The 26,112-nt window shown below is 71.2% G+C and carries 20 protein-coding genes; 12 read left to right on the forward strand and 8 right to left on the reverse strand.

Going from position 1 to position 26,112, the window contains the following annotated elements:
* Positions 1-191: 191 nt before the first annotated feature.
* From EDF64_RS13295 to EDF64_RS13305, 3 genes are read left to right on the forward strand one after another with little or no spacing between them, the layout of a single operon-like run.
* Positions 192-1,478: an RNA polymerase sigma factor gene (locus tag EDF64_RS13295; RefSeq protein WP_133520457.1), complete on the forward strand. Its 1,287-nt coding sequence runs from the start codon at positions 192-194 to the stop codon at positions 1,476-1,478.
* A gap of 4 nt (positions 1,479-1,482) precedes the next feature.
* Entirely contained in the window at positions 1,483-2,742 is a 1,260-nt protein-coding gene (locus tag EDF64_RS13300; RefSeq protein ID WP_133520458.1) for a MurT ligase domain-containing protein, read from the forward strand.
* Entirely contained in the window at positions 2,739-3,512 is a 774-nt protein-coding gene (locus tag EDF64_RS13305; protein ID WP_133520459.1) for a type 1 glutamine amidotransferase, read from the forward strand. Before EDF64_RS13300 ends, EDF64_RS13305 begins: the two co-directional genes overlap by 4 nt.
* Positions 3,513-3,618: 106 nt before the next feature.
* Here EDF64_RS13305 and EDF64_RS13310 read toward each other — a convergent pair whose 3' ends face one another.
* Positions 3,619-3,843, reverse strand: coding sequence for a DUF7455 domain-containing protein (locus EDF64_RS13310; RefSeq protein ID WP_071291892.1), 225 nt, complete (start codon positions 3,841-3,843; stop codon positions 3,619-3,621).
* 168 nt (positions 3,844-4,011) lie between these two features.
* Between EDF64_RS13310 and EDF64_RS13315 the strand changes: the two genes are divergently transcribed.
* A complete protein-coding gene (locus EDF64_RS13315) occupies positions 4,012-6,138 on the forward strand; it encodes a DNA gyrase/topoisomerase IV subunit B (RefSeq protein WP_133520460.1) in 2,127 nt (708 codons plus the stop codon).
* 210 nt (positions 6,139-6,348) lie between these two features.
* Here EDF64_RS13315 and EDF64_RS13320 read toward each other — a convergent pair whose 3' ends face one another.
* Complete coding sequence (locus EDF64_RS13320) at positions 6,349-8,835, reverse strand: DNA gyrase/topoisomerase IV subunit A (protein ID WP_133520461.1); 2,487 nt, start codon at positions 8,833-8,835, stop codon at positions 6,349-6,351.
* Between the two features lie 26 nt (positions 8,836-8,861).
* On the opposite strand from EDF64_RS13320, the gene EDF64_RS13325 reads away from it, so the two are divergent.
* Positions 8,862-10,010 carry an alkaline phosphatase family protein gene (locus EDF64_RS13325; protein ID WP_133520462.1) on the forward strand — a complete coding sequence of 383 codons (1,149 nt, stop codon included), beginning with the start codon at positions 8,862-8,864 and terminating at the stop codon, positions 10,008-10,010.
* A gap of 21 nt (positions 10,011-10,031) precedes the next feature.
* Here the strand turns inward: EDF64_RS13325 and sepH are convergent, their stop codons facing one another.
* Entirely contained in the window at positions 10,032-11,048 is a 1,017-nt protein-coding gene (sepH, locus tag EDF64_RS13330; RefSeq protein ID WP_166645737.1) for a septation protein SepH, read from the reverse strand.
* A gap of 274 nt (positions 11,049-11,322) precedes the next feature.
* On the opposite strand from sepH, the gene EDF64_RS13335 reads away from it, so the two are divergent.
* Positions 11,323-11,622, forward strand: a complete 300-nt coding sequence (locus tag EDF64_RS13335; protein WP_031263038.1) for a DUF4193 domain-containing protein — start codon at positions 11,323-11,325, stop codon at positions 11,620-11,622.
* A gap of 133 nt (positions 11,623-11,755) precedes the next feature.
* On the opposite strand, the gene EDF64_RS13340 is transcribed toward EDF64_RS13335, so the two are convergent.
* Entirely contained in the window at positions 11,756-12,187 is a 432-nt protein-coding gene (locus EDF64_RS13340) for a DUF3093 domain-containing protein (protein ID WP_133520464.1), read from the reverse strand.
* Positions 12,188-12,252: 65 nt separating this feature from the next.
* On the opposite strand from EDF64_RS13340, the gene dut reads away from it, so the two are divergent.
* From dut to dxs, 5 genes are all read left to right on the forward strand, one after another.
* Complete coding sequence (dut, locus tag EDF64_RS13345; RefSeq protein WP_133520465.1) at positions 12,253-12,744, forward strand: dUTP diphosphatase; 492 nt, start codon at positions 12,253-12,255, stop codon at positions 12,742-12,744.
* Positions 12,741-13,463 (forward strand): DUF3710 domain-containing protein, encoded by a 723-nt coding sequence (locus tag EDF64_RS13350; RefSeq protein WP_243736386.1) that lies wholly within the window; start codon positions 12,741-12,743, stop codon positions 13,461-13,463. Before dut ends, EDF64_RS13350 begins: the two co-directional genes overlap by 4 nt.
* Positions 13,464-13,476: 13 nt before the next feature.
* The gene (locus EDF64_RS13355; RefSeq protein ID WP_133520466.1) at positions 13,477-14,229 is read left to right on the forward strand and encodes a DUF3159 domain-containing protein; all 753 of its coding nucleotides are present in this window, start codon (positions 13,477-13,479) and stop codon (positions 14,227-14,229) included.
* Positions 14,230-14,357: 128 nt separating this feature from the next.
* Positions 14,358-17,174, forward strand: coding sequence for an aconitate hydratase AcnA (acnA, locus tag EDF64_RS13360; protein ID WP_133520467.1), 2,817 nt, complete (start codon positions 14,358-14,360; stop codon positions 17,172-17,174).
* 132 nt (positions 17,175-17,306) lie between these two features.
* Positions 17,307-19,241 (forward strand): 1-deoxy-D-xylulose-5-phosphate synthase, encoded by a 1,935-nt coding sequence (gene dxs / locus EDF64_RS13365; protein WP_133520468.1) that lies wholly within the window; start codon positions 17,307-17,309, stop codon positions 19,239-19,241.
* 172 nt (positions 19,242-19,413) lie between these two features.
* Here dxs and EDF64_RS13370 read toward each other — a convergent pair whose 3' ends face one another.
* The 4 genes from EDF64_RS13370 to EDF64_RS13385 form a co-directional block, all read right to left on the reverse strand.
* On the reverse strand, positions 19,414-21,558 hold the full coding sequence (locus EDF64_RS13370) for a 3-hydroxyacyl-CoA dehydrogenase NAD-binding domain-containing protein (protein WP_133520469.1): 2,145 nt from the start codon (positions 21,556-21,558) through the stop codon (positions 19,414-19,416).
* On the reverse strand, positions 21,555-22,787 hold the full coding sequence (locus EDF64_RS13375) for a thiolase family protein (RefSeq protein ID WP_133520470.1): 1,233 nt from the start codon (positions 22,785-22,787) through the stop codon (positions 21,555-21,557). Before EDF64_RS13375 ends, EDF64_RS13370 begins: the two co-directional genes overlap by 4 nt.
* 105 nt (positions 22,788-22,892) lie before the next feature.
* Entirely contained in the window at positions 22,893-24,137 is a 1,245-nt protein-coding gene (locus tag EDF64_RS13380) for an HRDC domain-containing protein (protein WP_133520471.1), read from the reverse strand.
* On the reverse strand, positions 24,130-24,714 hold the full coding sequence (locus EDF64_RS13385) for a DUF3000 domain-containing protein (RefSeq protein ID WP_133520472.1): 585 nt from the start codon (positions 24,712-24,714) through the stop codon (positions 24,130-24,132). Before EDF64_RS13385 ends, EDF64_RS13380 begins: the two co-directional genes overlap by 8 nt.
* A 23-nt stretch (positions 24,715-24,737) precedes the next feature.
* Here EDF64_RS13385 and EDF64_RS13390 point away from each other — a divergent pair, with 23 nt between their 5' ends.
* Entirely contained in the window at positions 24,738-25,961 is a 1,224-nt protein-coding gene (locus EDF64_RS13390; protein WP_166645738.1) for an alpha/beta fold hydrolase, read from the forward strand.
* Positions 25,962-26,112: the final 151 nt, after the last annotated feature.

Consider the following 26,112-nt stretch of genomic DNA (forward strand, 5'->3'; position numbering starts at 1 on the left):
GAGGTCGGACCCGTTCGGGCCTCCTGTGTCTCGGAGCACTCCAGTGCGCCGCAGAAGCCGGGGGACTTGACATGGGTCCTAGTGCTGCCCGGAACGGTAGGACCTGACGACACGGGAGACCGCGGCGCAGGCCCTGGGTGGCGAGGGAGGCCACGACCCCACGAACGTGGCACGACGAGAGAGGTGATCGCATGGCTGCCCGGAGCACGACGATCGATCCCACGAAGGACACCGCGCCCACGAACGACACCGCGCCCGAGGACACCACGGCAGACGCCGCGGCGACCGACGGGACGGACGCGCCGAAGAAGCGCGCCCCCAAGAGCACCGCCAAGAAGGCCGCCCCGAAGAAGGCCGCCCCGAAGGCGAAGAAGAAGGCCGACGACGACCTCGACGAGGAGACCCCGGCTGCCGAGGCCGACGTCGAGGCCACCGACGACACCGACGGCGAGACCGACGAGAAGGACGCCGTCAAGCCGGACGCCGCAGCCGCGGTCGCCGCGGGTGCGCTCGTCATCTCGCAGTCCGACGACGACGAGGCACCGGTCTACTCGACCACGATCACGGGTGCGACCGCCGACCCGGTGAAGGACTACCTCAAGCAGATCGGCAAGGTCGCCCTCCTCAACGCCGAACAAGAGGTCGAGCTCGCGATGCGCATCGAGGCCGGCCTGTTCGCCGAGGACAAGCTCCAGCACTCGACCGGCCTGTCGAAGCCCCAGGAGCGCGAGCTCCGCTGGGTCGCCCGTGACGGTCAGCGTGCGAAGTCGCACCTGCTCGGCGCGAACCTCCGTCTGGTCGTCTCGCTCGCGAAGCGCTACACCGGTCGCGGCATGCAGTTCCTGGACCTCATCCAGGAGGGCAACCTCGGCCTGATCCGTGCGGTCGAGAAGTTCGACTACACCAAGGGCTTCAAGTTCTCGACGTACGCGACGTGGTGGATCCGTCAGGCCATCACCCGCGCCATGGCCGACCAGGCCCGCACCATCCGCATCCCGGTGCACATGGTCGAGGTCATCAACAAGCTCGCCCGCGTGCAGCGCCAGATGCTGCAGGACCTCGGTCGCGAGCCCACTCCGGAAGAGCTCGCCCGCGAGCTCGACATGACCCCGGAGAAGGTCGTCGAGGTGCAGAAGTACGGTCGCGAGCCGATCTCGCTCCACACCCCGCTGGGTGAGGACGGCGACTCGGAGTTCGGCGACCTGATCGAGGACACCGAAGCGGTCGTGCCGGCCGACGCGGTCGGGTTCACGATGCTGCAGAAGCAGCTCGAGAGCCTGCTCGACTCCCTGTCCGAGCGTGAGGCGGGCGTGATCCGCATGCGCTTCGGCCTCGGCGACGGCCAGCCGAAGACCCTCGACCAGATCGGTGACACGTTCGGCGTGACGCGTGAGCGCATCCGTCAGATCGAGTCCAAGACGATGGCGAAGCTCCGCCACCCGTCGCGGTCGCAGTCGCTGCGCGACTACCTCGAGTAGGCCGATGCGGTTCTTCATCCCGATCCTGATCGGGCGGATCCTCCGTGCCCTCGCTCGTGCGAGGGGCGGCGGGTCCGCCTACCCCGGGTACATCGTCCTGAAGCTCGTGCCGGACTTCCTGCAGCACGTGACGAAGCAGTTCCCGAACGGCGTCGTCTTCGTCCTCGGCTCGAACGGCAAGTCGACGACGACCCACATGATCTCGGACATCGTCCGGGCGCACGGACTCCGGGTCTTCACCAACCCGTCCGGCGCGAACCTGCCGCAGGGCATCGCGTCCGCGCTGCTGTCCGAGGTGTCGCTGACCGGCCGGCTCAAGGCCGACATCGGCATCCTCGAGGTCGACGAGGCCTTCGCGGTCGAGCTCGCCGGCATCCTGTCGCCGTCCACGGTGACGATGCTCAACGTGCAGGTCGACCAGCTCTACCGCTTCTTCGAGACCGAGCGGGTCGCGACGATGATGCTCGACACGGCGGCCCTGTCGACGGCGAACGTCATCACGAACCACGACGACCAGTTCCTCGACGCCTACGCCGGCACGCCCGGCCAGCGCGTGCTCCGCTTCGGCGCGAGCGACGAGGTCGTGGCCGCGGCTCCGAACGGCCTGCAGAACGCCGACTCGTTCGACGCCGGCGAGCGGACGCAGACGGCGGCGGACGCCGAGGTGGTCGCCCACACCGGTGACGGCGCGACGATCCGCTTCGACGGCGCCGAGATCCCCGTGCGCCTGCCCGCGCGCGGCCTGCACTACGCGGTCGACGCCGCGGCAGCCACGGCGACGGCCAGCGCGGCGCTCGGCACGCAGTTCCGCGCCGAGGCCGTCACGACGGCGTTCGGCACGATGAAGCCGGCGTACGGCCGTGGTGAGCGGCTGCCCATCGCGGGGGAGTCCGCCGAGTTCACGATGTTCAAGAACGCCGCGAGCCTCCAGCTCAACCTCGACGCGCTGCCGGACCACCCCGAACAGGTGCTCATGGCGATCGACGAGGGCACGCCGGACATCTCGTGGATCTACGACATCGACTTCTCGAAGCTCGACCACGTCGACGTCGTCTCCGGCGACAAGGCCTGGCAGATCGCGATCGCACTCGAGCACGCCGGTGTCCGCATCGGCAAGGTCGAGCCCGACGTCGAGGCCGCGATCAAGCACATGGAGCACCTCGGCGCCACGACCAGCGGCACGAAGAACTTCATCGTCAACTACGAGATCATGATGATCGCCCGGAAGGCCCTCGGCCACCCGGACATGGAGAAGACCGCATGACGGCCGATCGGCTGACCATCCTGCACGTCTACCCCCGCCAGATGGGCGTCTCGGGCGACCGCGGCAACGTCGCGGCCCTGGTGCGCCGGGCTGCTGCGGCGGACATCGACACCGAGGTGCTCGAGTACGCGCCGGGCGACGCACTGCCCACCGCGGCCGACGTCGTGGTGATCGGCAACGGCCCGCTCAGTGCGATGCGCTCCCTCGGCGACGACATCGCGCGGATCGGTGCGCCGCTCCGCGAGTTCGCGACCTCCGGTGTGCCGGTCGTCGCGGTCGGCGGCGGGTTCGACCTCGCCACGAACGAGGTCGTGCCGACCGACGGCTCCGTCGTGACCGGGTTCGGGGTCTTCGACGCGCGTGCCGTCCGCGGTGCCGAGCGCCGGGTCAACTACTTCGTGCTCGACACGCGGTACCCGCTCCTGCCGGGCGCTCCCACGCGCCTGGCCGGCTTCGAGGACCACGCCACGACGATCGAGCTCGGCGCCGGCGTGCAGCCGTTCGCCGACGTCGTGTCCGGCGGCGGCAACCAGGCCGGTGCCCCGGTCGAGGGCGCGATCGCCGGGAACTCCTTCGGCACGCACACGCAGGGCCCGATCCTGCCGCTGAACCCGCAGCTGACCGACGGTGTCCTCGCCGCCGCGACGGCGCGGCTCGGTCGCGAGTACGCACCGGACGCGGAGCGGACCGCCACGATCGACCGGTACGCGCGCGAAGCGCGGGCGACGGTCGACCGCTACGTCGACAAGGCGTTCAAGCGGATCGCCTGACCGACGGATCGCCGGACCGACGCTCGCTGCGGACGTCGAACGCGAGACAGAAAAGACGGGAGGCGCGGTGCCAGCTGGCACCGCGCCTCCCGTCTGCTGTTGGTCGCTACTTCGACTCGTAGAGTCGGCTGCTCTCGTCGTGCCACTCGATGGCGGTCGCCGCGAGCTTGTCCTTGAACTCCGCGCCGTGGTGGGCGCAGAAGAACAGTTCGCCGCTGGCCATGGTGGCTCGGATGTAGGCCTGCGCACCGCAGCTGTCGCAACGGTCGGCGGCGGTCAGCTGGTGGTTGCTGACTTCGTCGATGGAGGGGTCCTGCACGGTCTGGGTCATTGCTGTGCTCCTCACGGATCGCAGGTGGTGCCGGGTGGTTCGACCATTTCAACACGTGATGCCTGAGAACGACGCATTGTGGTGCCCCCATTTCGCTCAGCGCGGATCGACTGTCCCCAGTCCGAGTGTCCGGCGGGTGGTGTCGGTGCCGATCGCTAGCATCGGAAGGTGAGCTCCGACTACTCCGCACGCCATCTCTCCGTCCTCGAAGGGCTCGAGGCGGTCCGGAAGCGCCCGGGCATGTACATCGGCTCGACGGACTCCCGGGGCCTCATGCACTGCCTGTGGGAGATCATCGACAACTCCGTCGACGAAGCCCTCGCCGGGCACGGTGACGAGATCGGTGTCGTCCTGCACGAGGACGGCTCGGTCGAGGTCCGTGACACCGCCCGCGGCATCCCCGTCGACGTCGAACCGAAGACCGGTCTGACCGGGGTCGAGGTCGTGTTCACGAAGCTCCACGCCGGCGGCAAGTTCGGCTCCGGCTCCTACGCCGCGTCCGGTGGCCTGCACGGGGTCGGTGCCTCCGTCGTGAACGCGCTGTCGGAGCGCCTCGACGTCGAGGTCGACCGCGGTGGCAAGACCTACGCGATGTCGTTCCACCGGGGCGAGCCGGGCACGTTCGACGACGCGAAGGGCATCGGCCCCGACGCACCGTTCTCGCCGTTCACCTCCGGCAGTGAGCTCCGCGTGGTCGGCAAGGTCAAGAAGGGCGTCACCGGCTCCCGGATCCGCTACTGGGCGGACCGGCAGATCTTCACCGCCGACGCGAAGTTCAGCACGAGCGATCTGGTGAGCCGGGCACGGCAGACCGCGTTCCTCGTGCCGGGGCTCGGCATCACCATCACCGACGCGCGGGCGTCCTCGATCGAAGCTGCGGCCGCTCGGGCCGAGGCCACCGGTACCGCGGTCGCCGCCGGGCCCGTGGTGGAGCGCTTCCGGTACGAGGGCGGCATCGGCGAGTTCGTCGAGCACCTCGCCGTCGACACCGCCGTCACCGACGTCTGGCGGGTCCAGGGCACCGGTACCTTCACCGAGACCGTGCCGATGCTCGACGACAAGGGGCACATGGTGTCCACGTCGGTCGACCGCGAGTGCGAGGTCGACCTCGCGCTCCGCTGGGGCAGCGGCTACGAGACGGTGTTCCGCAGCTTCGTGAACATCATCGCCACGCCGAAGGGCGGCACGCACCAGGCCGGCTTCGAGTCCGGCGTGGTCAAGGCCGTGCGCACCCAGGTCGAGGCGAACGCCCGCAAGCTCAAGGTCGGGCAGGACAAGCTCGAGAAGGACGACGTGCTCGCCGGCATGACCGCCGTGCTGACCGTCCGACTGCCCGAGCCGCAGTTCGAGGGGCAGACGAAAGAGGTGCTGGGCACGCCCGCGGTCCGGAAGATCGTCGACCAGGTCGTGTCGAAGCGCCTCACCGAGATCCTCACCTCGACGCAGCGCACCGAGAAGGCACAGGCCGCGACCCTGCTCGAGAAGGTCGTCGCCGAGATGAAGACCCGCATCTCGGCCCGCGCGCACAAGGAGACCCAGCGCCGGAAGAACGCGCTCGAGAACTCGTCGCTGCCGACGAAGCTCGCCGACTGCCGCTCGCAGGACACCGAGGGCACCGAGCTCTTCATCGTCGAGGGTGACTCGGCGCTCGGCACCGCCAAGCTCGCCCGCAACAGCGAGTACCAGGCGCTGCTGCCGATCCGCGGCAAGATCCTCAACGTGCAGAAGGCGTCCGTCTCGGACATGCTCTCGAACGCCGAGTGCGCCTCGATCATCCAGGTGATCGGCGCCGGTTCCGGCCGGACGTTCGAGATCGACCAGGCCCGCTACGGCAAGGTCATCATCATGTCCGACGCGGACGTCGACGGCGCGCACATCCGGACCCTGCTGCTGACGCTCTTCTTCCGGTACATGCGGCCGATGATCGAAGAGGGCCGGGTGTTCGCCGCGGTCCCGCCGCTGCACCGGGTCGTCGTGATCAACCGCGGCAAGCCGAACGACACGCTGTACACGTACTCCGAGCAGGAGCTGCAGGCGGTGCTGAAGAAGCTCGAGAAGTCGGGCAAGAAGTACCAGGAGCCGATCCAGCGGTACAAGGGCCTCGGCGAGATGGATGCCGACCAGCTGGCGGAGACCACGATGGACCGCGCGCACCGCACACTGCGGCGGGTGCGGATCACCGATGCCGAGAGTGCGGCGAAGGTGTTCGAGCTGCTGATGGGCAACGACGTGGCCCCGCGCAAGGAGTTCATCCTGGCGGGCGAGGGCCTCGACCGCGACCGCATCGACGTGTAGCGCGCGCGGCTCGTGGCGCGGCGCGGTCGCGCGCGGGGGTGCTCCACGGTCCCGCGCCGCCCGCCGCCCGCCGCCCGCCGCGGCCGCGCGCGGGTCGTTTCGCGCTGAGCGACACCTCACGGACCGAGAAGCCCGTGAGGTGTCGCTCACCGCGAAAGGGCGGCCCCGGCGGCCCCAGCGGCGGTCCCAGCGGCGGCGCGGCGCGGCGCGCTACGCCTCGCCGGCGGTGCCGTCGAGCGCCGCCGCGCTCCCGCCGATCGTGCCGATCACGGCGTCGAGCGGCGCGCCCGACCCGTCACGCTTCGACAGCCAGTCCGGCAGGGTCCGGGCAGCGCCGTCCGTGCCGACCGCGTGCGGCGGAGCGATGCCCGCCCACGCCACGGTGATGCCGTCCTCGCCCTTGAGGAACGCGTGCGCCCGGACCCCCTGGGTCGCACGGCCCTTCGCCGGGAACTCGGACAGCGCCGAGACCTTCGCGCGGCCGGTGTCCGTGCCGGGCAGTGCCGACGAGGACGTGGACACGGTCGCGACCACGGCGTCGTCGGAGCGGGCGACGGACCCGAACCAGACCACCGAGGCACCCGAGGCCAGCGCGACCCCGGCCACGCCACCTGCGGGGAGCCCCTGCGGGCGGACGCCGGACGCTGGGAACCGGAGCAGCTGCGCGTTCGAGGTGATGAACACGAGGTCGTCGGACTCCGGCGCCTGGGTCGCTCCGATCACGGAGTCGCCGGGCTTCAGCCCGATCGCGACCATCTCGTCCTTGTCCGGCCAGGCACCCGCGGTGACCCGCTTGACGATGCCCTGCGCGCTCCCGATCGCGAGGGAGTCCGGAGCAGAGGGCGACAGGTCGACGAGCGCCACGACCACCTCGTTCTTGGTGATGCCGAGGTACTCGGTCACCCGCACGCCGGCGTCGAGCCGGACGGACGCCGGCGGGACCGCGGGCACGTCGACCGGCGAGAACCGCAGCACGCGGCCGGTCGAGGTGAGCGCGCCGACCTGCCCGCGGACCGTCGAGACGACCGAGGAGCGAACGGCGTCGTGCTTCGACCGCTTCGGCACCCGCACGATGCCGAGGTCCGAGGTGGGGATGTCCACCCGCACCAGCCGGCCGGTGGTGGAGAGCAGCACGCGGCACGGTGCGTCGGCGATCTGCAGCGACTCGGGGTCGACCGCCGCCTTCTTGCCACCGCGGACCGGGGCGTCGGCCTCGGTCAGCAGGGTCCGACGTGGGGTCGCGAAGCGGTCCGACACCTCGGTGAGCTCGAGCGCGACCTGGGCACGCAGCCGCTCGTCCGACGCGAGCAGTTCCTCGAGCGCGGCGATGTCGGTGAGCAGCTGGTCCCGCTCGCCCTCGAGCTCGAGGCGTGAGAACTTCGTCAGGCGACGGAGTCGCAGTTCGAGGATGTACTCGGCCTGCACCTCGGACAGATCGAAGACGTCCTGCAGCCGGGAGCGCGCGGCCTCGGAGTCGTCGGAGGACCGGATGACCTCGATGACCTCGTCGATGTCGAGGATCGCGACGAGGAGGCCCTCGACGAGGTGCAGCCGTTCCCGCTTGCGCGCGAGGCGGTACTGCGACCGGCGCGTGACGACCGACAGCCGGTGCTGCACGTAGACGTCGAGGAGCTCACGGAGCCCGAGCGTGCGCGGCGACCCGTTCACCAGGGCGACGTTGTTGATGCCGAAGCCGTCCTCGAGCGGGGTGTGCTTGTAGAGCTGCTCGAGCACCGCGGTGGGGTTGAAGCCGGACTTGATGCCGATCACGAGTCGGAGCCCGTGGTTGCGGTCGGTCAGGTCGTTCACGTCGGAGATGCCGACGAGCTTCTTCGCCTGGACGCCGTCCTTGATCTTCTCGATCACGCGCTCCGGGCCGACCAGGTACGGCAGCTCGGTGACGACGAGTCCGGCCTTGCGCGGCGTGAGGTTCTCGACGGAGACCTTCGCCCGGGTGCGGAACGAGCCGCGGCCGCTGGCGTAGGCGTCGCGCACGCCGGACAGCCCGACGATCGTGCCGCCGGAGGGCAGGTCCGGCCCGGGGACGTACTCCATGAGCTCTTCGAGGGTGGCCTGCGGGTTCATGAGCAGGTGCTTCGCGGCCTCGACCACCTCGCCGAGGTTGTGCGGCGCCATGTTGGTCGCCATGCCGACGGCGATGCCGGACGCGCCGTTGACCAGCAGGTTCGGGAACGCCGCGGGCAGCACGCCGGGCTGCATGATCTGGTTGTCGTAGTTCGGGACGAAGTCGACGACGTCCTCGCCCAGGCCCTCGGTCATCGCCATCGACGGCTCGGCCAGGCGTGCCTCGGTGTAGCGCGCGGCCGCGGGGCCGTCGTCGAGCGAGCCGAAGTTGCCGTGCCCGTCGACGAGCGGGACGCGCATCGTGAACGGCTGCGCCATCCGGACCAGGGCGTCGTAGATCGCGCCGTCGCCGTGCGGGTGCAGCTTGCCCATCACCTCGCCGGTGACGCGCGCGCTCTTGACGTGCCCGCGATCGGGCCGCAGGCCCATCTCCGACATCTGGTAGAGGATGCGCCGCTGCACCGGCTTGAGGCCGTCACGTGCGTCGGGGAGCGCCCGCGAGTAGATGACGGAGTACGCGTACTCGAGGAAGGAGCCCTGCATCTCCTCGGAGACGTCGACGTCCTCGATGCGTTCACCGTCGGGCAGGCCGACTGCTTCCGTGCGTGCCATGGCACCTTTCTGGGAGACTGGGGGAGATGGGAACAAGCGTACCGACGGCCCCCGACGCCACCGCGAACCTCGCCGACGTCTTCCCGAGTTGCCTCGTGGCGCTCGGGGCTGCGGACGACGCCTGGTTGCGCACCACCGGACTGGAGGCACGGATCACCCTCCGACCCGCCCGTTCCGCGATCGTCGTGCTGGTCGACGGCCTGGGGGCCGGCGCACTGGCGGCCCGCGCGGGTCACGCACGCTGGCTCGCCGCGGGGAAGAAGAAGCTGCGGAGCGGGTTCCCCACCACGACGGCGGCCGCGCTGAGCACCCTGACGACCGGCCGCTCGCCCGGCACGCACGGTGTGGTCGGGTACAGCGGCTGGAACCCGGGCACCGGTGCGGTGATGAACCTGCTGAGCGGGTGGGACGCCGAGGTCCCCGCGGGCTGGCTGCTCGCGCCGACGCTCTTCACCGCGGCGCAGGCGCTCGACGTCGACCCGGTCGTCGTCGGCCCGGCCCGCTACCGCTCGTCGGGCATGACCGCGAACGTGCTCGGCGGCGCGCGGTACGTGGCGGCGGACTCGATCCCGCAGCGCATCGACGCCGCCCTCGTCGAGACCGCGACGGGCCGGTCGCTGGTGTACCTCTACGTCCCCGAGCTCGACTCGATCGGACACAAGAACGGCTGGCAGTCGGACCGGTGGACGGCCGCCCTGGAACTCCTCGACGGGGAGCTCGCGCGGCTCGACCGGGGTGTCGCCGACGACGTGGGCGTCGTCGTGACCGCCGACCACGGGGTCCTGGACGTGCCGGACCACGCGAACATCGCGATGGACCCGCTGCTGCTGACCGACGTGGTCGGGGTGGCCGGGGATCCGCGCTGCCGGCAGCTCACCGTCGCGCCGGGCACCGACGTGCGCTCGCTCGTCGGCGCGTTCCGGGCCCGCTACGGCAAGAAGGCGACCGTGGCCAGCCGTGACGAGGCGATCGCCGCGGGGTGGTTCGGCCCGGTCTCGGACGAGGTCGTCGACCGCATCGGCGACGTCATCGTCGTGGCGCGGGGGTCGTGGGCGTTCAACGACGACCGCGGGCTGCGCGACGGTGAGGAGCCGAAGCGGATGATCGGCCAGCACGGTGCGATGACCGACGACGAGATCCTCGTGCCGCTCCGGCTCGCGGGAGCGTTCGCGTAGGAACGCCCCCGCGCGCGGCGATCAGGCTGGGTCGTCGTCCGGACGCGTGCCGAAGACGATCTCGTCCCAGCTCGGCATCGAGCGGCGGTTGCGCTTCTTGCGCTCCTGACGACCACCCTCGGACTCCGGGGCAGATACCGGACGGGCGTCCTGCTGCTGGACGCCAGCGGGCTCGTCCTCGAAGCCCTGCAGCGGGATGTCGACGACGCTGATCGAGGTGCCGCGGGGCTCCTCCTGCTGCTCACCGAACGCGGCGGACTCCCGCTCACCGCGGCGACGCCGAAGGGCCTCGAGCAGGTCGGCGGTCTCGTTGCCCGGGGCACGCTCCTCGACGGCGGCGACGCCGATGCGGGGGAGCGGCGCACGGAGCGGGCGCTCCTGCACGTCGGGGTTGGTGACGTCCTCGTCCGGCTCGTCGACGCGGAACGCGCCCGAGTCGAACCGCGTGCCGTCGGTGTCCTGGTGGTCCGGCTCCACGGCGCGGAGGCGGGGCGCGATGCCCTCGTCGTCGCTGTGCGAGAGCCGGTGCGCGTCGCCGTTGTCCGGCGTCAGCGTCGACGTCTTGGGGTCGAAGAGCCACTGGGCGTCGTGCTCGACCTCGGCGGCGGTGTAGTGCACGCGCACCTGCCAGCCGTGCTCGGCGTGCTTCCACGAGGCCCAGGAGACCGCCGTGGCCTCGCCGGCCTCGAGCTTCGCGGTGATCGCCGCACCGAAGGCGTCCGGGGCCTGGTCGTCGACCGGGGTGACCGGCACCCGGTGTGCGGCGTCGAGGATGAACGCACGCTCGGCGAGCACGGGGCCCTCGAAGCGGCGGACGTACTCGACGTCGACGTCGAGCGCGGCAGCGACCTCGGCGGCGTCGGCACCACCGCGGATGCGGGCTTGCACGTCCTTCGGGGACACACGCTTCTGCGGACCGGCCTCGGGGTTCGCCTGCCGGACCTGGCCCGGCAGCGACGAGGTCACGGGCAACCGGAACTCGGTCCCGCCGTCGGTCGCGAGGAGGAGTGCCCCGGACTCCACTCCGATGACTCTCACGTCTTGCATGGTTCCGCCTTCCGAGCGTCGCGTACGGTCGAGCGTCGTACCCCAGGAGTATGCAGCCGTCCCGGGCCGATCCCGGGGAGGCGCACGGGCGTGCCGCGGACTCCCGTCGGGCCGATTCCCGACCCCGGGAATAGCGGCGACGGGTGTCGGGTTGCAGCGCCAGAACGACCCGCCGGAGTTCTCGGTTTGCGCTCTGGCGGGACGTGGTGCAAACTGTCGCCGCCGATCACCGGCGACGACCTCTCGATACGAGAAATGGATGGGCATGGCCACCGATTACGACGCCCCCCGGAAGACCGACGACAACTCTGACTCGGAGTCGATCGAGGCCCTCAAGGAGCGCGTTCCCGACAAGATGTCGGGGGTCGTCGACGATGATTCCGACAACCCCGGCAGCTTCGAGCTCGCCGGACAGGACCTCAGCGACGTCGACCTCGACGTCGTCGTGCTCCCGCCCCAGGTCGACGAGTTCACCTGTGTCGAGTGCTTCCTGGTGAAGCACCGCTCGCAGCTCGACCACGAGTCGAAGCTCGGACCGGTCTGCGCGGAGTGCGCGGCGCTCTAGGACCGCACGGAGTCGAACGGCCCGTCACCCTCCTGGGTGACGGGCCGTTCGCATGCCGGACGGCCGTGCCCCGGCGGTCGGAGGCGCGGGGCGGAGCCGCACCGCGCCTCCAGGCAGAGACGGGGGTGGGGACTCAGGAACGCAACGCGGCGACGACGGCCGACGGGTTGCGGACGCTGACCAGCCAGTACGGGGTCGGGTCCGCCGGGTCCTCGACCTCGACCTTGACGACCCCGCGCACGTAGCCGCGGAAGAGGGTCCAGGCGCGGGCGTCGAGCTTCGGACCGCGCTGCGTCGTGGCCTCGGCGCCCTCGTAGGCGGAGACCTCGCCGACGAGCGCCCGGGGGAGGTGCGCCCGGCCGGCGCGGAACTCGGTGTCGGTGACCTCGATCGTCGGGGCGAGCGCCCAGAGCAGCACGACCACGCCGAGGTACATCCCGATCGCGACGAGCACCCCCGTCAGCACGCTGATCGGCAGGAACACGAGGAGGCTGGCGGGGATGACGAGCGCGGTCGCCAGGTAGAGGACGGGCGGAGCCCACAGTCGTTCGCGGTACAGGGTCACGGGTCCATTCGACCACGACTCGGGCCAGGTCACGGAACGGTCACGGTCTGCACTACCCTCGACACGTGACCGAACCAGTCGACGTGCTCTGGACCGGGGAGAACGCTCCCGGCTACGCCCACCCCGGTGACGCCGGAGCCGACCTCGTCTCCACCGAGGCGTTCGTGCTCCGTCCCGGCGAGCGGCGTCTCGTGGGCACCGGCCTCCGCATCGCGCTCCCCGAGGGCCACGCGGCCTTCGTCGTCCCGCGCAGCGGCCTCGCCGCCAAGCACGGCATCACGATCGTGAACTCGCCCGGCACCGTCGACGCGGGCTACCGGGGCGAGATCAAGGTCGCGCTGCTCAACACGGACCAGACCGAGTCGCACGAGGTGCACGTCGGGGACCGCATCGCCCAGATGATCGTCATGCCGGTCCCGCGCGTGTCGTTCACCCGCGTCGACGAGCTGCCCGACAGCGTCCGCGGCCAGGGCGGGTTCGGCTCGTCGGGCTACGGTGACCGGAGCGGTGCCGCCAGCGGCACCGCCGACAATGCTCAGGAAGGAACGCGCGCATGAAGTTCGGCCGACGCAAGCGTGACGAGGTCGAGGTGGCGGAAGCCGTCGTCGACGATGTCGAGGTCGCCGAGACGACCCCCGAGGTGGACATCGCGACCGATGCCGACGCCGACCTCGACGAGGTGGACGCCGTCGCGCCGACGGACAAGTCCGCCCCCGAGGACCGCGCCGACCACGGCCCGCACGACGAGACCGAGGCGAACCTGGTCCGTCCGTACGTCGACCTCGGCGGCGTGAAGGTCCTGCCGCGCGAGGGACTGCACCTCCGGCTCGAGGTCGAGGAGGGCTCGCAGCGCGTCGTCGCCGTCGGGCTCGACTACGACGAGTCCACCCTGCAGGTCCAGCCGTTCGCGGCCCCCCGCTCCACCGGCCTCTGGCACGAGATCCGCGCGCAGATCGCCGAGCAGATCGAGCGTCAGGGCGGTGTCGTGACCGAGGTCGACGGTCCGTTCGGCCCCGAGCTCCGCGCGCAGGTGCCCGTCGTCACGGACGGCTCCGGCATCACCGACGGCGCCCGCCCGGCCCGCTTCATCGGCGTCGACGGCCCGCGCTGGTTCCTGCGCGGCGTGATCGCCGGCAAGGCCGCCGAGCAGCCCGACGACGCCGCCGACATCGAGGACCTGTTCCGCAGCGTCGTCGTGGTCCGCGGGACCACGCCGATGCCGCCGCGCGACCTCATCCCGCTGCACATGCCGAAGTCGACGCAGACCGCGATCTGAGCCTGGAGGCACGGTGCCGGACAACGACGACACCACCCGTCCCGAAGCGGACGCGCCCGACGCGCTGCCGTCGTTCAACGAGCAGTTCCGCGCGGCGGTGCAGAACACCGGACTGGGCAAGGTCGCCCCCGGAGAGGCCCCGTCCGGGCACGCGCTCGTCGCGGCGATCGGCGGTGTCCGCGGCCTCGCCGAGTCGGTGCTCCCCGGTCTGGCGTTCCTGGTCGTCTACGCGATCACGAAGGAGCTCGTGCCGAGCGTCCTCATCCCGGTGGTGATCGGCGCCGTGTTCGTGGTGCTCCGACTCCTGCAGCGGCAGTCCCTCGTGATGTCCCTCGCCGGCATCCTCGGCGTGGCGATCTCGGCCGGCCTCGCGCTCATCACCGGGCGTGCGGAGAGCAACTTCATCCCCGGCATCATCATCAACATCGTCTGGCTCGTCGGGCTCCTGGTGACCCTGGCGATCCGGCAGCCGTTGATCGGTCTCATCGTCGGGTTCCTGCTCCCGCCGAACGAGGACGGCAGCCACCAGGACTGGCGGGCCGACCCGGCGAAGCGTCGGGTGCTCACCGTGGCGACCTGGCTGTGGGTCGGCCTCTTCGCGATCCGCCTCGTCATCGAGATCCCGCTGTACCTGACGGCGCAGGTCGAACTGCTCGCCGGCATCAAGCTCATCACCGGCGTCCCGCTCTACGCGGCGCTGCTCTGGGTGACGTGGCTGCTGGTCCGCACGGTGTTCCGACGCGAGGGCAACGCCGCCGCGGTGTAGAGTTGTCTCGACATCGAGACAATTCTCCCCGGGCCGTCGCCGGTCGCGGGGATTAGGTTTGCCTTGCTGGTGGGTCGCTCCGCGGCCGACCAGGATGGGGGCACACCGATCAGTAGGGAGGCGGCACAGTGGCTGCAGTCAACAGCTTCGGCTCGAAGGACACACTCTCGGTTGGGGGTGTCGACTACGCGATCCACCGGATCGACACGGTGCCCGGGTACGAGAAGCTCCCGTACAGCCTGAAGGTGCTGCTCGAGAACCTCCTCCGCACCGAGGACGGCAAGAACGTCACCGAGGAGCAGATCCGCGCGCTCGGCTCGTGGCGTCCCGACGCCGAGCCGGACACCGAGATCCAGTTCTCCCCCGCGCGCGTCGTGATGCAGGACTTCACCGGCGTGCCGTGCATCGTCGACCTCGCCACCATGCGCGAGGCGATGGCCGAGATCGGTGGCGACCCGAACAAGATCAACCCGCTGTCGCCGGCCGAGATGGTCATCGACCACTCCGTCATCGCCGACCTCTTCGGTCGCGAGGACGCCCTGCAGCGCAACACCGACCTCGAGTACGAGCGGAACGGGGAGCGCTACCAGTTCCTCCGCTGGGGCCAGACCGCGTTCGAGGACTTCAAGGTCGTCCCGCCGGGCACCGGCATCGTGCACCAGGTCAACATCGAGTACCTGGCGAAGGTCACCTACACGCGTGACTTCGACGGCGAGACCTACGCCTACCCGGACACCCTCGTCGGCACCGACTCGCACACCACGATGGTGAACGGCCTCGGCGTGCTCGGCTGGGGCGTCGGCGGCATCGAGGCCGAGGCAGCGATGCTCGGCCAGCCGGTGTCGATGCTCATCCCGAAGGTCGTCGGCTTCAAGCTGTCCGGGTCCATCCCGGCCGGCGTCACCGCGACCGACGTGGTGCTCACCATCACGCAGGAGCTCCGCAAGCACGGGGTCGTCGGCAAGTTCGTCGAGTTCTACGGCGAGGGCGTCGGCGAGGTCCCGCTCGCGAACCGGGCCACCATCGGCAACATGTCGCCGGAGTTCGGCTCCACGGCGGCGATGTTCCCGGTCGACGACGTCACGCTCGACTACCTGCGCCTGACCGGCCGCGACGACGCCCAGATCGCGCTGGTCGAGGCGTACGCCAAGACCCAGGGGCTCTGGCACGACCCGTCGGTCGAGCCGAACTACTCCGAGTACATGGAGCTCGACCTCTCCACGGTCGTCCCGTCGATCTCCGGCCCGAAGCGTCCGCAGGACCGCATCGAGCTCTCGAAGGCGAAGACGCAGTTCGAGGTCGACCTGAGCAACTACACGTCGCCGAGCGAGCAGACCGACCTGGACGACGCGGTCGAGGACACCTTCCCCGCGTCCGACCCGATCGCCGCGGGTTCGACGAACGAGGACACCACGACACACGAGCACGTCTACGTGTCGAGCGCCCCGTCGACCGCCTCGCAGCCGACCAGGGTCGCGATGGACGGGGCCGACCCGTTCACGATCGACCACGGCGCCGTCGCGATCGCCGCGATCACCTCGTGCACCAACACGTCGAACCCCTCGGTCATGATGGCCGCCGGCATCCTCGCCCGGAACGCCGCGCAGAAGGGCCTCAAGGCGAAGCCGTGGGTCAAGACCACGCTCGCGCCGGGGTCGAAGGTCGTCACCGACTACTACGAGAAGGCCGGTCTCACCACCTACCTCGAGGACCTCGGCTTCTACACGGTCGGCTACGGCTGCACCACCTGCATCGGCAACTCGGGCCCGCTGCCCGAGGAGATCTCGCAGGCCGTGCAGGACAACGACCTCGCCGTGACCGCGGTGCTCTCGGGCAACCGCAACTTCGAGGGGCGCATCAACCCCGACGTGAAGATGAACTACCTGGCGTCTCCGCCCCTGGTCATCGCGTACGCCCTCGCCGGGTCGATGCACTTCGACTTCGACAAGGACTCGCTCGGCACCGACCAGGACGGCAACGACGTCTTCCTGCAGGACATCTGGCCCGACGCGGTCGAGGTCCAGCAGGTCATCGACGCGTCCATCGACACCGAGATGTTCACCCACGAGTACGGCTCCGTGTTCGAGGGTGACGACCGCTGGAAGAACCTGCCGACCCCGACGGGCGACACCTTCGAGTGGGACCAGGAGTCGACCTACGTCCGGAAGCCCCCGTACTTCGAGGGCATGACGATGCAGCCCGACGCGGTCTCGGACATCTCCGGCGCCCGCGTCCTCGCGAAGCTCGGCGACTCGGTCACGACCGACCACATCTCGCCGGCCGGTTCGATCAAGGCGGACAGCCCGGCGGGCCAGTACCTCGACGAGCACGGCGTCGACCGCAAGGACTTCAACTCCTACGGCTCGCGTCGCGGCAACCACGAGGTCATGATCCGCGGCACGTTCGCGAACATCCGCCTCCGCAACCAGCTCCTCGACGGCGTGGAGGGCGGTTACACCCGTGACTTCACGACGCCGGACGGTGCGCAGTCGTTCATCTACGACGCCTCGCAGCACTACCAGGAGCAGGGCATCCCGCTCGTCATCTTCGGCGGCAAGGAGTACGGCTCCGGCTCGTCCCGCGACTGGGCGGCGAAGGGCACGAACCTGCTCGGCGTGAAGGCCGTCATCACCGAGAGCTTCGAGCGCATCCACCGGTCGAACCTGATCGGCATGGGCGTGGTCCCGCTGCAGTTCCCCGTCGGCGAGTCGGTCGAGTCCCTCGGGCTCGACGGCACCGAGGTCGTCTCGATCTCGGGCCTGACGGAGCTGAACGAGGGCCGCACCCCGAAGACGGTGCACGTCACCGCCGAGCCGAGCGAGCACTCGCCCGCGGGCAAGCAGACGATCGAGTTCGACGCGGTCGTCCGCATCGACACCCCCGGCGAGGCGGACTACTACCGCAACGGCGGCATCCTGCAGTACGTGCTGCGTTCGCTCGTCTGAACGCGGTGAGCACGGGTCGCTGACGCGACCACACGACGGACTGGAGGCCCGTGGCGACACTGCCACGGGCCTCCAGTCCGTCTGCCGGTCACGCGGATATGGTGGGGGATCAGCCCCACGAAAGGAGCGCCCGTGAGTCTGCTCGCCAGCATCACGTCGCCGCGCGACCTGAAGCGTCTGTCGGACGCGCAGATGACCGACCTCGCCGCGGAGATCCGGCGCTTCCTCGTCGCCGAGGTCGCGAAGACCGGTGGGCACCTCGGCCCGAACCTCGGTGTGGTCGAGCTGACCCTGGCGATGCACCGCGTGTTCGACTCGCCGCACGACGCCTTCGTGTTCGACACGGGGCACCAGTCGTACGTGCACAAGCTCGTGACCGGCCGGCAGGACTTCTCGCGGCTGCGCGAGCGCGGCGGGCTCGCCGGGTACCCGCAGAGGCGCGAGTCCGAGCACGACATCGTCGAGTCCTCGCACGCGTCGTCCTCGCTGTCGTGGGCGGACGGCATCTCGCGCGCGTTCGTGCAGACCGGCCAGGCAGACCGCACGGTCGTCGCGGTGGTCGGTGACGGTGCGCTCACGGGCGGGATGACGTGGGAGGCCCTCAACAACATCTCGGACGGCAACGACCGGCGGCTCGTGATCGTCGTGAACGACAACGGGCGGTCCTACGCGCCGACGATCGGCGGGATGGCACGGTTCCTCAGCTCGGTGCGGACGCGCCGGGAGTACCGCGCGCTGTACGAGACCTCGCGGGCGGTCGCGAGCCGGTTCGGTGCCCCGGGGCGGGCGATCTACCGCGGGATGCGCGGCGGCCTGCACGGCTTCCTGTCGCGGTTCACCAACAACGAGGCGCTCTACTCGAACCTCGACATCAAGTACATCGGTCCGGTGAACGGCCACGACCAGCGGGCGATGGAGGCAGCGCTCCGGCAGGCCAAGGAGTACGGCGCGCCGACGATCGTGCACGCCATCACCGAGAAGGGGCACGGCTTCGAGCCGGCGCTCCGCGACCAGGCGGACCAGTTCCACGCCGTCGGGCACATCGACCCCGAGACCGGCGAGTCGCTCGACGTCTCGTCGGGCCCGTCGTGGACCTCGGTGTTCGCCTCGACCCTCGCCGACGTCGGCTCCGACGACCCGCGGATCGTCGCGATCACCGCGGCGATGCTCCGGCCGACGGGGCTGCACCTGTTCCAGGAGCGCCACCCGTCGCGGGTGATCGACGTCGGGATCGCGGAGCAGCACGCCGTGACCACCGCCGCGGGGCTCGCGTTCGGTGGCCTGCACCCCGTGGTGGCGCTCTACGCGACCTTCCTCAACCGGGCGTTCGACCAGGTGCTCATGGACGTCGCCCTGCACCGGGCCGGCGTGACGTTCGTCCTCGACCGTGCGGGCATCACCGGACCCGACGGCCCGTCGCACCACGGCATGTGGGACCTCGCGCTGCTGCAGGTCGTGCCGGGCATCCGCATCGCCGCGCCCCGTGACGCCCCGACGCTCCGCGAGGAGTTCCGCGAGGCCGTGGCGGTCGACGACGCCCCGACCGTCCTGCGCTGGTCGAAGGGCCAGGTCGGCCCGGACATCCCCGCGCTGCGTCGGCTGTCCGACGGCGTCGACGTGCTGCACGCGCCGGAGTCCGGCGCGGAGGAGGACGTCCTCCTCGTGGCCGTCGGCTCGATGGTGCCCGTCGCACTCGAGGCAGCCACACTGCTCGAGGCGCAGGGGATCGGCGTCACCGTCGTCGACCCGCGCTGGGTGGTGCCGATCCCGGCGTCGCTCATCGACCTGTCCCGCGACCACCGGCTCGTCATCACGATCGAGGACGGCGTGCGGGTCGGTGGCGTCGGCACGCGGCTCCGGCAGGACCTCCGGGCCGCGGGCGTCGACACCGGGGTGAACGAGCTCGGGCTGCCGGACGCCTTCATCGACCACGCGTCACGCTCCCAGATCCTCGCCGACGCGGGGCTCACCGCGCAGGCGATCGCGCGCGACGTCATCGACCAGGTCGTCGGCACGAAGCTGCCGCAGGCGAAGCCGGCGCGGTCGCGCTCGTCGGTCGACGGCTGAGCCGCGCCGGCGCCGCGCCGCGGCGGCGCCGATGGCGCCGGCGCGCGCCGGGGCGCCGCCGCGGCGCCACCGCACAACGAAAGTCACCCCGAACCGCGGCGATCCGCGGTTCGGGGTGACTTTGGTTGTGCAGCGGGCCCCGACCCGGCCGCGGCAGCCGCGGCCGGCGCCGCTAGCGAGCGGCGGGGCCGACGACCAGCGGGTCGTGGAAGGACCCGCCGAAGACGCGCTCCGAGGCTCCGGAGCGGTCGAGGTACGGGCTGATGCCGCCGGCCTGGAACGGGTAGCCCGCGCCGAGGATGAGGCCGAGGTCGATCTCCTCCACGTGCTGGACCACGCCGTCCTCGAGCATGCGGTGCAGCTCGTCGGCGAGGGCGTCCTCGAAGCGCCGCTGCATCTCGGCAGCGTCGACCGGTGCAGCCGCTTTCTTCGACGGCGCGACGAGCTTCACGGCGGCGGGCTCGTACCCGGTCGCGTTGCCCTTCTTGTCGCGGGTCAGGATGTGCCCGTACTCGGCGATCTTCTTCAGCCCGTCGCCGGGGTAGAAGCGCTCCGGCCACGCGGCGTGGTGCGAGTCGAGCACGTGCGCGCCGACCGGCAGCCCGACGAGCTCGAGGAGCTCGAACGGGGACATCGGCAGGCCGAGCGGCGCAGCACCCTGTGCGACGACGTCGAACGAGGTGCCCTCCTCGACGCCGCGCATCGCCTCGCCGAGCACGCGGGCGAGCACCCGGTTCACGACGAAGCCGGGCTGGTCGGCCGTGATGATCGCGGTCTTCTTCAGGGTCTTCGCCACCGCCAGCGCCGTGGCGAGGGTCTCGTCCGAGGTCTGGGCGGTCCGGACGACCTCGAGCAGCGGCATCACGGCCACGGGGTTGAAGAAGTGGAACCCGACCAGGCGTGACGGGTCGGACAGCACGGAACCCATCTCGGACACCGACAGCGACGAGGTGTTCGTGGCGAGGATGGCGTCCGGAGCGATGACCTGCTCGATCTTCCGGAAGACCTCCTGCTTGACGGACATCTCCTCGAAGACGGCCTCGATCACCCAGTCGGCGTCGGCGAAGGCGTCGTAGGACACCGACCCGGTCACGAGTGCCTTGATGCGGTTCGCGTCATCGGGGGAGACGCGGCCCTTGTCGAGCAGCTTGTCGACCTCACCGGAGATCCGCGACACACCCGCGTCGACGCGGCTCTGGTCGACGTCGGTGATGACGACGGGCACACCGAGCCGTCGGGCGAAGAGCAGCGCGAACTGGGACGCCATGAGCCCGGCGCCGAGGACGCCGACCTTCGTGATCTTCTTCGCCTCGACGCCCTCGGGTGCACCGACGGGCCGCTTCGCGCGCTTCTGCACGAGGTCGAACGCGTACATCGACGCGGCGAACTGGTCGCCCGAGATGAGGTCGGCGAGGGCGTCGTCCTCGTCGGCGAACCGCTCGTCCAGCGACCCACCTCGAGCGGCGGCGACGAGGTCGAGCGCCCGGAACGGGGACTTCGGGACGGTGCCGATCTTCGACGCCACCTGGCCGCGGGCGACCTTGACGACGGTGCCCCACGCGGCCTTCTCGATCATGCCGGGCTCGTTCTTCCGGACGACCTTGGTCCGGCCGGACACCACGCCGTCGACCCACGCCACCGCGGAGGGCAGGAAGGTCACCGACGGGATGAGGGCGTCACCGATGCCGAGCTCGACCGCGGCCGGCCCGTCCAGCAGGCGGTTGTTCTTGAGCGGGTTCTCGACGATGACGCGGAGCGCCTTCTCGGGGCCGATCAGGCGGGGGAGCAGCGTCGCGCCGCCCCAGCCGGGGATGATGCCGAGGAACACCTCGGGCAGGCCGATGCCCTGCGCCGCCGACGAGAACACGCGGTAGGTGCAGTGCAGGCCGATCTCGAGCCCGCCGCCGAGCGCGATGCCGTTGATGAACGCGAACGACGGGACGCCGAGGTCGGAGAGCTTCCGGAGGGTCGCGTGGCCGAGGGCGGCGAGGTCGTGCGCGACCTCACGCGACGGCACCGACGCCGCCTGCGACAGATCGGCACCGGCCGCGAAGCAGTACTCCTTGCCGGTGATCGCGACGGCCTGGATCGTGCGGGCGGACGCCTCGGTCCGGAGCGTGTCGAGCACCCCGGACAGTTCGTACAGCGTGCGCGGCCCCAGCGTCGAGGGACGCTTGTAGTCCTTGCCGTTGTCGAGCGTGATGAGCGCGAGCGTGCCACCAGAGGGGAGCGCGACGTGCTTGACGTACGAGTGGGTGACGACCTCGTCCTCGCTGAGCGCGAGGAGCCGGTCGTTGTCGGTGATGGTCACGATCACGAGGCCTTTCGTGCGGCGGAACGGCTGAACGACGGGTTCTCCCAGATGACGGTGCCGCCCTGGCCGAGGCCGATGCACATCGTGGTGATGCCGTACCGGACGTCGGGGCGCTCGGCGAACTGCGCCGCGAGCTGGGTCATCAGGCGGACGCCGCTCGAGGCGAGCGGGTGGCCGACCGCGATGGCGCCGCCCCAGCCGTTCACGTTCGGGGAGTCCTGCGCGATGCCGTAGTTGTCGAGGAAGGCGAGCACCTGGACGGCGAACGCCTCGTTGATCTCGAACAGGCCGATGTCGTCGATCGACAGCCCGGCCTTCGCGAGTGCCTTGTCGGTGGCGGGGACGGGACCGATGCCCATCACCTCGGGGTCGACGCCCGCGAACGCGAACGAGACCATGCGCATCTTGGTCGGCAGGCCGTGTTCCTTGGCGGCGTCGGACGACGCGAGCAGGCTCATGGTGGCGCCGTCGTTCAGGCCCGCCGCGTTGCCGGCGGTGACCCGTCCGTGCGGACGGAACGGCGTCTTCAGGGCGGCCAGCGCCTCGAGCGTGGTCCCGGGGCGCGGCGGCTCGTCACTGGACACGATGTCCCAGCCGTCGCCGTTGTTGACCTCGACCGGCACCAGGTCCGGCTGCAGCTTGCCCGCGGCCCACGCGGCGGCGTAGCGCTGCTGGGACTGGACGGCGTAGGCGTCCGTGCGGTCCTTCGTGATCGCGGGGAAGCGGTCGTGCAGCCGCTCAGCGGTCGAGCCCATCACGAGCGCGTCGCTCGCCACCATGCGCTCCGCGACGAACCGCGGGTTCACGTCGGCGCCGAACCCCATCGGGTGGCGTCCCATGTGTTCGACCCCGCCGGCGATGGCGACGTCGGCCGCACCGAACGCGATGGCTCCGGCGAGCGTCGTGACGCTCGTCATGGCGCCGGCGCACATCCGGTCGATCGCGTACCCGGGGACGGTCTTCGGGAGGCCCGCGAGCATCCCCACGGTCCGGCCGAGCGTGAGCCCCTGGTCGCCCTGCTGCGTGGTCGCCGCGACCGCGACGTCGTCGACGGCCGCGCCGTCCAACGAGGCGTTCCGGTCGAGGAGCCCGCGCATGGCGTGCACCGCGAGGTCGTCGGCGCGGGTCTTCCAGAACACCCCCTTCTCCCCGGCTCGTCCGAACGGTGTCCGAACGCCGTCCACGAAGACGACTTCTGCTGCCTTTGGCAATCTGGGCCTCCAGATCCTCATCGATCACGCCGGGGCACGTTCCGCCCCGACCGGCCGGGTCGTACCCGGCATGCAGGTCGACGCTATGCCCCGAGGCTGGGCGGACGCATGCCGGTTGGGGCGTTCCTACGACTCCGTGTTGCTCTCGGCAGCAGGCTCCTGTGCAGCAGCGACAAAGGCGTGCGCGATGATCGACGCGGTCTCCTCCACCTGCCACGGGCGGGCGTCGTGCGCGGCGAGCACCGCACCGACGGTCTCGGTCGCGATCGGCGTCGGCGGCTCCCACGAGACGGTGCGGAGCGTGTCCGGCGTGAGGAGGTTCTCGACGGGCAGGTCGAGCTCCTCGGCACGGGCGACGACGGCGGCACGCGCGGCCTTGTACCGGCGGTCGGCGGCGGGGTTCCGGTCGGCCCAGGCGCGGGGCGGCGGCAGCGTGGCCTCGCCGGTGCCGCGGAGCTTCGGCAGGTCCTCGGTGGTCCGACCCTCGTCGACGGCGGCCCACCACCGGTCGAGCTCGGAGCGGCTGGCGCGGCCGGTGAAGGCCTTCACCCCGCTCAGTTCCCCCTTCGACTCGGGGTTCGCGGCCGCGGCGGCGACGATCGCGGAGTCGGGGATCGTCCGGCCGGGGGCGATGTCGGCCTCGCGGGCGAAGGCGTCGCGGGCGAGCCACAGCGACCGGGCGATGGCGAGGGCACGGGCGCCGCGGAGGGCGTGCATGCCGGACAGGCGGCGCCAGGGCTCGGCACGCGGGGGCTTCGGGGCGCGCTGCAGGACGGCGGCGAACTCCTCGGCCGCGATGCGGGTCTTGCCGGCGACCTCGAGCTGCTCGGCGAGCGCGTCACGGAGGTCCGGGAGCAGCTCGACGTCGAGGGACGCGTACACGAGCCACGCCTGCGGCAGCGGACGGGTCGACCAGTCGGCGGCGGAGTGCGCCTTCGCGAGCGTGATGCCGAGCAGCTGCTCGACGACCGCCCCGAGTCCGACGCGCGGGAACCCGGCGATGCGGGCACCGAGCTCGGTGTCGAAGATGCGCGTCGGCACGAGACCGACCTCCTGCAGGCACGGCAGGTCCTGCGAGGCGGCGTGGAACAGCCACTCCTCGTCGACGATGGCGTCCTGCAGCTCGGAGAAGTCGCCGATCGGGATCGGGTCGAACAGGAACGCACCGGCGCCGCGGCGGAACACCTGGATGAGGTAGGCACGCTGCGAGTAGCGGTACCCGCTGGCGCGTTCGGCGTCGACCGCGACGGGGCCGTGCCCGGCAGCGATCGCCGCGACCGCGTCGAGGTACTCCGAACGCGACTCGATCACGTGGACGGCGTCGTGTCCGGCCTCGAACGGGGACGCAGCCGGAGCGGCGGGGTCAGTCACGTGCGGTCCTCCTCGGGGCCAACAGGGTCACGCCGTCCGACGCGGGCGGCAGACCGGCGAGCATCGCCACGATCTCCTCCCACGCCTCGACGTGTGCGGTGAGGTCGTCGCCGCGCGGGGTCCACGACGCGCGCAGCTCGAGCTGCGCGCCGTCGCCCTGTGCGGAGAGGTCGCCGTAGCCGCGGGAGATGATCTTGGTCGCCGTGCCGGAGGCGTGGTCGTACTCGGCGCCGTGTGCCGCGAGGGCGTCCACGAGCCAGCTCCACGTCACGTCGGCGACGAACTCGTCGACGCCGATCTCCGGTTCCAGCGGCGCCTGCGCGAAGGTCACGATGCGGTACGCGCCGCCCCAGCCCTCCGGTTCGTCGGGGTCGTGGAGCGCGATGAAGCGCCCCGTCCCGAGGTCGGAGTCGATGCCGTGCACGGCGCCCGACACGTCCGCCGCGAGGGCGATCGAGAACGGGGCGATGCGTGACGGCGAGGGGATCTCGGTGATCGTCGTCTCGGCGCGGGTGCCGCCCGACGCCACGAACGCACGGAGCCGCGCGAAGGCGTCGGGCTCTCGGGTTTCGGACACGAATGCAGACTAGGCTCCGGACCATGTCCCGATCCGCGCGACCCGCCGAGGACGTCGTCCAGGGGACCGCACGATCGGCCGGGTTGATCGCCCTCGGGGCCGGTGTCGCGGCGGCCGCGGTCGGCACCGCGGTCATCGGCGGCTTCGTCGCGGCGGTGGCCCGAGCGGTCGTCACGCCGGACCGGAAGCGCACCGAACGGGTCCCGATCCACGCGGTCGACCCGGTCCGGATGACCGTCACCGTCGAGCGCACCGCCGACACCGAACTGCAGGGCCGCTACAGCCTCTGGTTCGGCGGCGGCACCGGCCACATGCGCGTCGGCGAGGTCCTCGGCACGACCGACACCACCGTCACCCGGCGGATCATCGCGATCGACGCCGGCGACCCGACCGCCGCACGCCGAGGGCGCTGGGGCGGCTGGTTCTACCTGACCCCCGGCGAGCTCGACGTCCCCGTCGAGGACGTCGACGTGCCCACCCCGAACGGTCCGGCTCCGGCCTGGGTCGTCCGCGCCGACGACCCGGACGCACCCTGGGCCGTCCTGGTGCACGGCCGCGGGGTCACCCGTGCCGAGACGATCCGTGCGGTACCGGTCTTCCGGGCGGCGGGGTACTCCGTGGTGCTGGCGAGCTGGCGGAACGACGGCGTCGCCCCGCGCAGCGTCGACGGGCGCTACGGCCTCGGCAGCACCGAGTGGGAGGACATCGACGCCGTCCTGCGCTGGCTCGCCGGCCGGGGTGCGTCGAGCGTTGTGCTGATGGGCTGGTCGATGGGCGGCGCCGTGGTGCTGCAGACCCTCGTCCGCTCCCGCTTCGCGCACCTGGTCGACGGTGTGGTGCTCGAGTCGCCCGTCGTCGACTGGCACGCGGTCCTCAAGTCGCAGAGCCAGCTCCTGCGCCTGCCCCGTCCGGTGCGCAAGGTCGCCCAGCGGCTGCTCCGCACGCCGGTCCTGCACCGGGCGACCGGCCTGCACCGGCCCGTCGACCTGCGGGAACTCGACATGGTCGCGCGCGCGGACGAACTGTCGGTGCCGATCCTGCTGCTGCACAGCGACGACGACGGGTTCGTCCCGTCCTCCGCGTCGCACCGGTTGGCCGAGGCCCGGCCGGACCTCGTCCGGCTCGAGGTCCAGACGACCGCGCGGCACACGAAGCTCTGGAACTACGACGCCGACTGGTTCGACGCGCGCATCCTCGCGTGGCTCACCGAGGTGGTCCAGCGGGACGACGCGACCAGCGCGCGGTAGACGCGACGGTCGACGGCCTGGAGGCGCGGGGGCCGCGGGGCCCCCCCCCCCCCGCCGGCGGGGGGGGGGGGGGGGGGACGGGGGCCCCCCCGCCGGCGGCGGGCCGCCCGGGGGAGGGGGGGGCCCCCCCCCGCGCCCCCCCCCCCCCCCA

The sequence above is a fragment of the Curtobacterium flaccumfaciens genome, from assembly GCF_004361695.1.
Lineage (GTDB): Bacteria > Actinomycetota > Actinomycetes > Actinomycetales > Microbacteriaceae > Curtobacterium > Curtobacterium flaccumfaciens_B.